Raw genomic sequence first — 10,671 nt, forward strand, 5'->3', positions numbered from 1 at the left:
TGCGGACTTCGCATGGATTCGCGCATCTGCCCGTGTCCACGCGATTTTGTGGTCGGACGCACCATAGTCAGTCGAATTCGCGGCTCACCATATTGTTAAAACGGGCCACGCACAATACGCTTCTTTCAGCGGATCGACGATGCTGTCCAAACAATGCCGACCGCTGCGGGGTGTGCGGCCAAGGCCGCATCGAGTAGTCAAATCCGGGGGACCAAATACACGGCGTGCCGGGCAAGCGCATCGCGCGAGCGGTCGACCGTGCGGCGCACCGAGGCGCCGTGAACTTAGACAAGCGCTGGCCTTGCCGCTCGGCGACGAGCAGCTCGAAGCCGCAGGCGCGGGCGTTATCACGAGAACAAAAACATGAATCATGGATATGAAGCATCGCTCGTCAAGCGCGTGGTGAATCAACTCGTCGCGGGCATCGTGAGCGGCGAATACCAGGACAACGTGCTTCCGCCACAAGTCATTCTTTCGAAGAAGCACGGTGTGAGCCGGACCATCATGCGAGAGGCGTTGAGCATTCTCATCTCGCGCCGCATGCTCGACGTGCGGCCCAAGACGGGGACGCGCATCAAGCCTGCACGCGAATGGCTCATCATGGACCCGGAAGTCGCCGAGTGGCGCATGCGTGCGCTGCACGATCCCGACTGCATCCGCAGGCTGATGGAATTTCGTGCGCTCGTCGATCCGCCTGCCGCCGCGCTCGCCGCGACGCGTGCGAACCGGCATCAGCGCATCGCCATCAACGCGGCCTATCAGCGGCTCCTGCATGCGAGCCCGTCCGAACCCTTGCAGTCCGCCGCCGAAGAGGCGCTGCAGGCCGCCATCGTCGATGCAAGCGGCGATGAAGTGCTACGGCAGATGGGCAGCGTCGTGCGCGTCGGCATCCGCACCATGAAGGCGGCGCTGCGCAATCAGCCTCATGCGCTGCCGCGCGTGCCCGATTCGCAGCTCGGCGATTACGGCAGGCTCGTGCGCGCGATCGAAACCGCCGACGGCGACGGCGCGCGAGCGGCCATGTCGCAAGTGCTGTCGCGCACTGCCTCGCTCTGGATCGAAGAAATCGCCTGAAGCCGGTTCTGAATCACCATTCGGATGCAGCGGCGGGCAGGCCGCCCGCATCGCCTTCATGGCCCGCCGGGAGCGCATCTTGCGCGCCCGGACGCCGCACTTTCGCCTCGCATGCGCCGCGCGCGTGACTACAATGAGTCATGCCTGTGCATGCGCGGCGTTGAAAAACGGAGGCAAGAATGGCAGAGCTCGAAAAGGAAAGGGTCGTCGGCGTCCTGAACAAGATTCTCGAATCCGAACTGGCGGGTGTCGTGCGTTACACGCACTATTCGTTTCTCGTCTTCGGCTTCGGACGCATTCCCATCGTCTCGTGGCTGCGCGCACAGGCCGATGAATCCCTGCTGCACGCGCATCAGGCCGGCGAATGGATCACGACCCTCGGCGCGTATCCGTCGCTTGAAATAGGCCCGCTGCTCGACAATCACACGTTCGACATCGCGACGATCCTGCGCGAATCGCTGCAATCGGAAAACGTCGCGCTCGGTCATTATCGCGAGTTGCTCTCGCTCGTCGAAGACCGTTCCGTCGCGCTGGAGGAATACGCGCGGCAGATGATCCAGGTCGAGGAACTGCACGCGGGCGAAGTGGACAAGATGCTGCGCAGGCCCGGCGAAGTCGAAACGTCGCCCGAGCGACGCACGGGGCATAACTGAGCGAAATGAAAAGCGCCGGTCCGCATTTCGCGGACCGGCGCCTGAGACGCCCGGAAGCGCCGTGTCTTACTTCGGCTGCGCGACCGTGCGCAGATAGGGCTTCAGCGTCTTGAAGCCTTCGGGATACTTCTTCTTCGCGTCTTCATCCGAGACGGACGTCGGAATGATGACGTCATCGCCCGGCTTCCAGTTCACCGGCGTCGCGACCGTGTGCTTCGCGTTCAGTTGCAGCGCGTCGAGCAGGCGCAGCACTTCGTCGAAGTTGCGGCCCGCGCTCATCGGATACGTGAACGTGGCCTTCACCTTCTTGTCCGGACCGACGATGAACACCGCGCGGATCGTCGCGTTGTCGTTCGCCGTGCGCGGATTCGCGCCGCTCGCGTTCGGATGGATCATGTCGTAGAGCTTCGCGACGTTGAGATCCGCGTCGCCGATCATCGGATAGTTGACCGCCGTGCCCTGCGTTTCCTCGATGTCCTTCGCCCACTGCGAGTGATTCGTCACCGGGTCGATCGAGAGGCCGATCACCTTCGTATTGCGCTTGTCGAACTCGGGCTTGAGCTTGGCCATATAACCGAGCTCGGTCGTGCAAACCGGCGTGAAGTCCTTCGGATGCGAGAACAGGATTGCCCATTTGTCGCCGATCCACTCGTGAAAGCGAATCGTGCCTTCGGTCGTCTCTGCCGTGAAATCGGGGGCTTCATCACCAATGCGTATAGCCATATCAAATCTCCACGTGAGGAAAAGGCCGGTGAACGTTCCATATGCATAAGAACGGTTTCCGGGTTAAGGATTGCAATCGTGAATCTGATTATAGTGCGCGATGCATCGGCAATTGATGACCGCTGGCGTCGTGTGGTCATGCGTCGCGCCGCACGAGCCACGGCGGATATAGCCAGCGGCACGTTTCCTGCTCCGTACCCGCGACGCCGTGAATAAGCATATTTCGTAAATGTCCGTTGCTCGCGTTTCGGACGGCGCCGCGCTCGAATTCGCCGGCGAAATCTGCTATCACGAGACACATACGTCAGACCGAACGTGCAAGTGCAAGGCCGCAGGCACCTGGATCATCGCGCAGTCGAACAGGCGACAGAATTCGCCGCGCCACCCGGCGTGGCCACGCTGCCGCCGCATAAGGAGGCGATCGTGACCGTCATGCAAAGAAAGTCCGTTGCTGCGTTGCAAAGCGAAGCGGCCGAAAGCGAGGAAGTGCTTCAGGAACACGGCGGCCACGCGCTGAAGCGTTCGCTCACCGCGCTCGATGTCGTGTTGCTCGGCATCGGCTGCATCATCGGCGCGGGGATTTTCGTGCTGACGGGCCACGCGGCCGCCACCAACGCCGGCCCCGCGATCATCATCTCTTTCGTGCTCGGCGCAATCGTTTGTGCGCTCGCTGGCCTGTGTTATGCAGAGATGGCTTCCACCGTGCCCGTATCGGGGAGCGCGTACACCTACGCTTATGCGACGATGGGCGAACTGATTGCGTGGCTCATCGGCTGGGATCTGATACTCGAATACGCGGTCGGCGCAACGACCGTCGCGATCGGATGGTCGGGTTATGTCGTGAGCTTTCTGCATTCGATCGGCATCGACATACCCGAACAGCTTGCGAAAGCGCCTTTCGCTTACGATCCCGGTCACGGCTGGAGTCATGTCGGCGCGATCCTCAACGTGCCCGCGATGGTGATCGTCGGGCTCATCACGATTCTTCTGGTTATCGGCATACGCGAGTCGGCGCGTGTGAACAGCTTCATCGTCGTCATCAAGGTGCTGATCGTGCTCGCGTTCATCGCGGCGGGCATCGCCTATGTCGATACGAACCACTGGGTCACTCCGCAAAATCCGACCGGCGCGTTCATACCGCCGAATACCGGCGAGTCGGGCGTGTTCGGCATGAGCGGCGTGTTGCGTGGCGCGGCCGTCGTGTTCTTTGCCTATATCGGTTTCGATTCGGTATCGTGCGTCGCGCAGGAGACGCGCAATCCGCGACGCGACATGCCGATCGGCCTTCTCGGTTCGCTCACGATCTGCACCATTCTCTACGTGCTCGTTTCGTACGTACTCACCGGCATCGTGTCTTACGACAAGCTGAACGTGTCGGACCCGATCGCAGTCGGCGTCGATGCGATCGGCATGCGCTGGCTTTCGCCCATCGTGAAACTGGGCGCGATTTTCGGTCTGACGTCGGTGATTCTCGTGCTGTTGCTGTCGCAGCCGCGCATCTTCTATTCGATGGCGAAGGACGGACTCTTGCCACCGTTCGCATCGAAGATTCACCCGCGCTTTCACACGCCCTATATCACGACCATCATCACCGGCATCATCGTGATGATTCTTGCGGGACTGTTGCCCATCGGTCTCGTCGGGGAACTCGTGAGCATCGGCACGCTGTTCGCGTTCATGGTGGTGTGCATCGGCGTGCTCGTGTTGCGCATCACGCAGCCGAATCTCGAACGCGCATTCAAGACGCCCGCGGTGTATGTGGTCGCGCCGCTCGGCGCGTTGTCATCGCTCTTTCTGATGTCCGGCCTGCCCGCCGATACGTGGATACGGCTCATCGTCTGGATGGCGATCGGCGTCGTCATTTACTTCGGCTACGGCATACGTCATAGCAGGCTGCGCAATCAGCGAGAAGCCGCGCCGCGTCGCCCCGCTCGCGGATGACATTCGAAGGGCCGCTCGAATCGCGGCCCTTGCTTCATTCCGACGCGCGTTTCGATTCGTGTTCGCGCGCTTCTTCAGGGCTTTCGTAGATATACGGCGCGACGCCGCGACGTTTCAGTGCGTCGCCGAGTTTCAGCCTTAGAAAGCTGCTCGTCGTATAGCGCGTCACGCGGTCATAGTGTCCATCGACGAGCTTCGTGACCATTTCCGAATACGCGTCGAGCATGTCGGGGCGAATCGAAAAGTTATCGTAGTTCACGATCGCGTGCGGCTTCGTCGTCACGCCCGCTAACTGCTTTTCGACTTCGCGGCGAATCGCTTCGACATCGCTCAGGCTCTTCACTTCATGGCCTTCGAAGTTGATGAAGAAGAGATTCTTCTCCGCGTCGTAGCTGAAGCGTTCGGAGAGATCGAGCCTCAGCAGGATATTGCGCAAGCCCATTGGCGCATCGCGGAAGATGCGTTCGTCCATCAGACGCGGCGGCGTGTCCATGATCGGCGCGAAACCCATTTGCGCGACGATGTCTCGCTCGATATCGACGCCCGGTGCGACCTCGGTCAGCGCAAGTCCCTTGTCCGTGAGTTCGAACACGCAGCGCTCGGTGATATAGATCACGGTCTGCCCGCGCTCCGCCGCATAACGCCCGCTGAACGTGCGATGCTCGACGGCATCGACGAACTTGCGGCATTCGCCTTCGCGGCGAACCTCGAGCTTGCCTTCGTTGATCGCGACATCGAGCTTGCCCGCATTGAAAGTGCCGACGAACACGACCTTCTTGGCCGCCTGGCTGATATTGATGAAGCCGCCCGCGCCCGCGAGCTTCGGCCCGAACTTGCTCACGTTGAGATTGCCTTCGCCGTCCGCTTGCGCAAGGCCTAGGAACGCGATGTCGAGGCCGCCGCCATCGTAGAAGTCGAACTGATACGGCTGATCGATGATCGCCTGCGTATTCGTCGCCGCGCCGAAATTGAGGCCGCCCGCGGGAATGCCGCCGATCACGCCCGGCTCCGTCGTCATCGTGAAGAGATCGATCACCTGCTCTTCGTTCGCGACGCTCGCGATGCCCTCCGGCATGCCGATGCCGAGATTCACGACGCTATTGGCCATCAATTCGAACGCCGCTCGCCGCGCGATGATCTTGCGTTCCGTAAGCGACATCGGCGGCACCGAACTCGCGGCCACGCGCAATTCGCTCGAAAACGCCGCGCTGTATTGCTCGCCGAAGGTCTGCCAGTGATTGTCGGGCTTTGCCAGTACGACGCAGTCGACCATCACGCCGGGTATCTTCACTTGGCGCGAGTTGAGCGTGTTCGATTCCGCAAGCCGCTCGACTTGCGCGATCACGATGCCGCCCGAATTGCGCGCGGCCATCGCGATGGACAACGCTTCGAGCGTCAGCGCTTCCTTTTCCATCGTGACGTTGCCGTTGAGATCGGCGGTCGTGCCGCGCACGATGGCGACGTCGATCGGAAAGGTCTTGTAGTAGAGATAGTCCGTGCCGTCGATCTCCATGAGCCGCACGAGATCTTCCGTCGTGCGCGCATTGAGCTTGCCGCCGCCGTTGCGCGGATCGACGAAGGTGCCGAGCCCGACCGTCGAAAGTTGCCCTGGCCGATGCGCGGCGATATCGCGAAAGAGCTGCGAGATCACGCCTTGCGGCAGGTTATACGCTTCGATGCGATTCTCTATCGCCATCTTCTGAAGGCCCGGCACGAGTCCCCAGTGCCCGCCGATCACGCGCTTGACGAGCCCTTCGCGCGCCAGATGATTGAGGCCTTTGCTGCGGCCATCGCCCTGGCCCGCCGCATACACGAGCGTGAGGTCCGCGATGGGATCGTCGCCTTCGACGAAGCGTTCTTCGAGCGCGATCGCCACTTCTTCCGCGAAGCCGATGCCGACGAAACCGCTCGTCGCGATCGTGTCGCCCGAGCGGATCAGACGCACGGCCTCGCGCGCGGACGAGATCTTGCCGCGTTCGACGAGGCGCGCTGTCGATGGAAACGGATGGCGGGTCGGCGTGTTGCTGGCGGTCATGGCGTCTCCTGTCTGCCGCATTTCTTATCGTGAGTTTCGCTTGAATACGCGCCGCCTGCTTGCGTCGAACGCACGCAAATCAGCTGATTTGCGCCGTCATATCTCGACGCGCGCGCCGAGTTCGATCACGCGATCGGCCGGTAATCGCAAATAGGCCGCGACGTTGCCGACATTGTGCAACATGATCGCGAACAGCCGTTCGCGCCATAAGGCCATGCCGGCGCCGGGCGTCGGCACGACGGTCGCGCGCGACATGAAGTACGAGATCGTCGCGCGATCGAATTTCAGCCCGGCCCCGCGGCACTTTTCCAGCGCGGCGGGAAGATCGACTTCGTCCTTGAAACCGTAGTTCACCGTCACCTGGAAGCAGCCGTTGCCGAGCGTTTCGATCGACACGCGGCGCGCTTCGTCGACCCATGGCACAGGCTCGGTCGCGACCGTCAAAAAGACCGTGTGTTCGTGCAGCACGCGGTTATGCATGAGGTTGTTCAGCAGCGAATGCGGCACGCCGCTCGGATCGTTCGACATGAAGATCGCCGTGCCTTCCACGCGCGCCGGCGAACGTTCGAGCAGGTTGGCGAGAAACGGCTTGAGCGGCATCGTGCCCGCACGCGCGCGCGCTTCCTGGATCATCATCTGCGCACCGCGTCCCCACGTCGCCATGATCGTGAACATCACGAGACCGATCGCCACCGGGAACCAGCCGCCGTCCGCAATCTTCAGGCAATTCGCCGAAAAGAACATCGCGTCGATCACGAAGAAGAATGCGGTGGCGAAGATACATAGTGCCCAGTTGTATCGCCACGCATAGCGGATCACGAAGAACGTCAGCAACGTGGTGATGAGCATCGTGCCCGTGACCGCGATGCCGTATGCGGAGCCGAGCGCCGTCGACGAGCCGAAGCCGAGCACGGCCGCGACCACTGCGAGCAGGAGCGTCCAGTTGATGCCCGGCACATAGATCTGCCCGATCTCCCGCGCCGATGTGTACACGACGCTCATGCGCGGCAGAAAGCCGAGCTGCATCGCCTGCTTGGTCATCGAATAGGTGCCCGAGATCACGGCCTGCGATGCGATGACGGTCGCGATGGTGGAGAGCACGACCATCGGATAGAGCATCCACGATGGAAAGAGCCGGTAGAACGGATTCTGCAACGCGGCGGGATCGGCGATAAGAAGCGCGCCCTGACCGAGATAGTTGAGCGCGAGCGCGGGGAAGACGATCGCGAACCATGTCAGGCGGATCGGCCGCGAACCGAAGTGGCCCATGTCGGCATAGAGCGCTTCGGCGCCCGTGAGCGAAAGCACGACCGCGCCCAGCGCAACGAACGCGAGCCACCGATGCCGCATGCAGAACTCGAGTCCTTCGAGCGGATTGAGCGCCGCGAGGATATGCGGCGAATCCTTGATGTTCATGAGCCCCGACACGGCCAGCACGATGAACCACAGCACCATCACCGGCCCGAAGACGGCGCCGATGCCCGACGTACCGTGCTTTTGCATCACGAACAGCGCGACCAGCGCGACGAGCGTGAGGGGCACGACATAAGGCTGAAGGCCGGGCGCCGCCACTTCGAGGCCTTCCACTGCGCTCAGCACGGAAATGGCGGGCGTGATGACGCCATCGCCGTAAAAGAGCGCCGCGCCCATCACGCCGACGAGCAGCAGCACATGCTTCAGCCGCTTCTTCGATTCCACCGACGATGCCGCGAGCGCGAGCAGCGCCATGATGCCGCCTTCGCCGTGATTGTTGGCGCGCAGGATCAGCGTCACGTACTTGAGCGACACGATGATGGTGAGCGACCAGAAGATCAGCGACACGATGCCGATCACGTTCGCCGGCTGCAAAGGCAGGCCGCCCGCGGGATCGAACACGGTCTTGAGCGTATAGAGCGGACTCGTGCCGATATCACCGTAGACTACGCCGAGCGCCGCGAGCGAGAGCCCCATCAATGCCGGATGGCCGTGCGGCTTCGGCGCGTGATTGTCATCGGCCGGCAAGCCGGGTGCAGTCGATCCCATGATTCCTCCCTGCTTTTCCGAGCCGCGCATGCGGGCGGCCTATTTGTCAGAGGATGAGCGTCTGCCTTGCTGTGTCGATAAAAGTATAGGAACGAAGCGCGGTTATGTCCGCGCAGGCTTCGTTACGCGTATTTGATCTGAGCGACCGCGCGCAGCTCGTCGGCAGTGGCGGTGCCGTAGCCGAAGAACTCCAGATACGCCGGAATCATCTCGAACAGCATGTCCGTGCCGACCTGCACGGCGCAGCCCTTGTCTTTCGCGGCGCGCAGGAGCGGCGTGTATTCCGACTTCATCACCACTTCGCCGACGAACGTGCCTGGCGCGATGCGGTCGATATCGAACGGCAGCGGGTCCGTGTCCTTCATGCCGAGCGGTGTCGCGTTGACGATGACGTCGAAGCCGTCGGGATCTTTCGTATCGGTTCTGACGATCAGGTTCGGATAGTGCTCGCGCAAGCGCGAGGCGAGCCCTTCGACGGACGCCGTGTTGGTGTCGAAGATAGCGAGTTCCGCGACGCCCGCCGCCGCGAGCGATGCCGCGATCGGCGAGCCGACGCCGCCGCTGCCGAGCACGAGCACGCGTGTGCCCGCGAGTTTGCGGCCCTTGCGCTCGACGCCGCGCACGAAGCCCGCGCCGTCGAACTGATCGCCGACGAGCCTGCCGTCTTCGCGCTTCAGGATTGCGTTGCAGGCTCCGGCGATGCGCGCGGTGGGACTCACTTCATCCATCAGGCCGACGGTCGTGATCTTGTGCGGCATGGTGACGAGCGCGCCGCGGATGTTCGTCAGCTTGAACAGATGCGGCAGGAACGCGACGTAATCGTCGGGTTTGACGCCCATCGGCACGACGACCGCATCGATGCCCTGTTTGTCGAACCAGGGGTTGTAGATCATCGGCGCCTTGAACGCTTCGGTCGGGTAGCCGAGGTGAGCAATCAGAGTGGTCTTGCCGCTGATCATGGCAGCTCCTTTCACGATGTCGGACGCGCGCGGTCGCGCTCCGATCATGATAGAGCGGATTGCGTCTGCCGCAGTGCGGCAATCAGTGACTCGCGCCGAGGTAGGCCGCCTTCACCGACGGATCGTTGCGCAACTGCTCTGCGGGGCCGTGTGTCGCGACGCGTCCGTTTTCGAGCACGTAGCCGTAATCCGCGACATTGAGCGCTGCGGCTGCGAACTGTTCGACTAGCAGCATCGTGACGCCGTCCGCTTTGAGGCGCTCGATGATGCGAAAGACTTCGTCGACGAGAATGGGCGCGAGACCCATCGACGGTTCGTCGAGCAGGACGAGGTCCGGATTGAGCATGATGGCGCGCGCCATGGCGAGCATCTGCTGTTCGCCGCCCGATAGCGTGCCGGCGAGTTGATTGCGGCGTTCTTTCAGACGCGGAAAGAGTTCGATCGCGCGTTCGAGATCGGCGCTGACATCGCCCTTCGGGCGCGACCATGTGAGACGCGGGAAAGCGCCGAGCAGCAGGTTATCGGTGACGGACATGGTCGCGAATACGCGGCGTCCTTCCGGTGAATGCGCGAGTCCGAGGCGCGCGATCTTGTGCGAATCGAGCGAATCGATGCGCTTGGAGTTGCTGCCGACGCCCATTGTGATTTCGCCTTCGGTCGGCTTGATCATGCCGGAGATGGCGCGCATCGTCGTGGTCTTGCCGGCGCCGTTCGAGCCGATCAGCGTGACGACTTTTGCCTTCGGCACGTTCAGTGAGATGCCGTGGAGGACTTTGACTTTGCCGTAACCGGCGTGGAGGTTTGTTATCGTCAGCATTTTTCTTTTTCGGCTTTTGGGGAAATCCTGTGATCGTGTCGGTCTATTAGCACTGCCCCTGTGCGGGGCGGCACTCACTTTCTTTGCTGCTGCAAAGAAAGTAAGCAAAGAAAGCAGCCTCTGATACGCCCGCGGTCACACGCAATTTGGGTAGTCCTCTCGTCGTTCGTGGGCTGCCTAAAGAGTGCCCTCATAGGCCCAACCGGGCTTGGCTCGCGCACGGTCCGCCTCGTCGCACCACACAACAAACTGGTTCAGCACCAAACAGCTCCAGCCCGCTTCGCGGCCGACCGGTCAATCGGGTCCGCGCGTGCTTCTCTACTAACGTCTCCATCTCACTGCAATCGCCGCCCTTTGGTTTCCCTTGCGGACCCGGCGGCAGCGCGTAGCGCTGTGCCGAAGCTCTTTCGTGCTGAACCAGTGTCCTCAGCGTTTTCGGGCGGCGGA

The 10,671-nt window shown here is 62.0% G+C and carries 9 protein-coding genes; 3 read left to right on the forward strand and 6 right to left on the reverse strand.

What is annotated here, in order from left to right; all coding sequences use genetic code 11:
* The first annotated feature begins 363 nt into the window (after positions 1–363).
* Positions 364–1,074, forward strand: a complete 711-nt coding sequence (locus NCT05_RS19695) for a FadR/GntR family transcriptional regulator (RefSeq protein WP_008353287.1) — start codon at positions 364–366, stop codon at positions 1,072–1,074.
* A gap of 13 nt (positions 1,075–1,087) precedes the next feature.
* Here the strand turns inward: NCT05_RS19695 and NCT05_RS36810 are convergent, their stop codons facing one another.
* Entirely contained in the window at positions 1,088–1,216 is a 129-nt protein-coding gene (locus NCT05_RS36810) for a hypothetical protein (RefSeq protein ID WP_268811586.1), read from the reverse strand.
* Between the two features lie 37 nt (positions 1,217–1,253).
* On the opposite strand from NCT05_RS36810, the gene NCT05_RS19700 reads away from it, so the two are divergent.
* Positions 1,254–1,727, forward strand: a complete 474-nt coding sequence (locus NCT05_RS19700) for a ferritin-like domain-containing protein (protein WP_175979372.1) — start codon at positions 1,254–1,256, stop codon at positions 1,725–1,727.
* 66 nt (positions 1,728–1,793) lie between these two features.
* Here the strand turns inward: NCT05_RS19700 and NCT05_RS19705 are convergent, their stop codons facing one another.
* Complete coding sequence (locus tag NCT05_RS19705) at positions 1,794–2,450, reverse strand: peroxiredoxin (protein ID WP_008353285.1); 657 nt, start codon at positions 2,448–2,450, stop codon at positions 1,794–1,796.
* Positions 2,451–2,882: 432 nt separating this feature from the next.
* Between NCT05_RS19705 and NCT05_RS19710 the strand changes: the two genes are divergently transcribed.
* Entirely contained in the window at positions 2,883–4,391 is a 1,509-nt protein-coding gene (locus tag NCT05_RS19710) for an amino acid permease (RefSeq protein ID WP_175979570.1), read from the forward strand.
* A 34-nt stretch (positions 4,392–4,425) separates the two neighbouring features.
* Here NCT05_RS19710 and NCT05_RS19715 read toward each other — a convergent pair whose 3' ends face one another.
* From NCT05_RS19715 to NCT05_RS19730, 4 genes are all read right to left on the reverse strand, one after another.
* Positions 4,426–6,426, reverse strand: a complete 2,001-nt coding sequence (locus NCT05_RS19715) for an acyl CoA:acetate/3-ketoacid CoA transferase (protein ID WP_250440628.1) — start codon at positions 6,424–6,426, stop codon at positions 4,426–4,428.
* Positions 6,427–6,522: 96 nt separating this feature from the next.
* Entirely contained in the window at positions 6,523–8,448 is a 1,926-nt protein-coding gene (locus NCT05_RS19720) for a potassium transporter Kup (RefSeq protein ID WP_008353280.1), read from the reverse strand.
* A gap of 122 nt (positions 8,449–8,570) precedes the next feature.
* Positions 8,571–9,407, reverse strand: coding sequence for a shikimate dehydrogenase family protein (locus NCT05_RS19725; RefSeq protein WP_008353278.1), 837 nt, complete (start codon positions 9,405–9,407; stop codon positions 8,571–8,573).
* A gap of 82 nt (positions 9,408–9,489) precedes the next feature.
* The gene (locus tag NCT05_RS19730) at positions 9,490–10,224 is read right to left on the reverse strand and encodes an ABC transporter ATP-binding protein (RefSeq protein WP_008353276.1); all 735 of its coding nucleotides are present in this window, start codon (positions 10,222–10,224) and stop codon (positions 9,490–9,492) included.
* Positions 10,225–10,671 lie beyond the last annotated feature (447 nt).

The organism is Caballeronia sp. AZ7_KS35 (assembly GCF_023631045.1).
GTDB classification, from domain to species: domain Bacteria; phylum Pseudomonadota; class Gammaproteobacteria; order Burkholderiales; family Burkholderiaceae; genus Caballeronia; species Caballeronia zhejiangensis.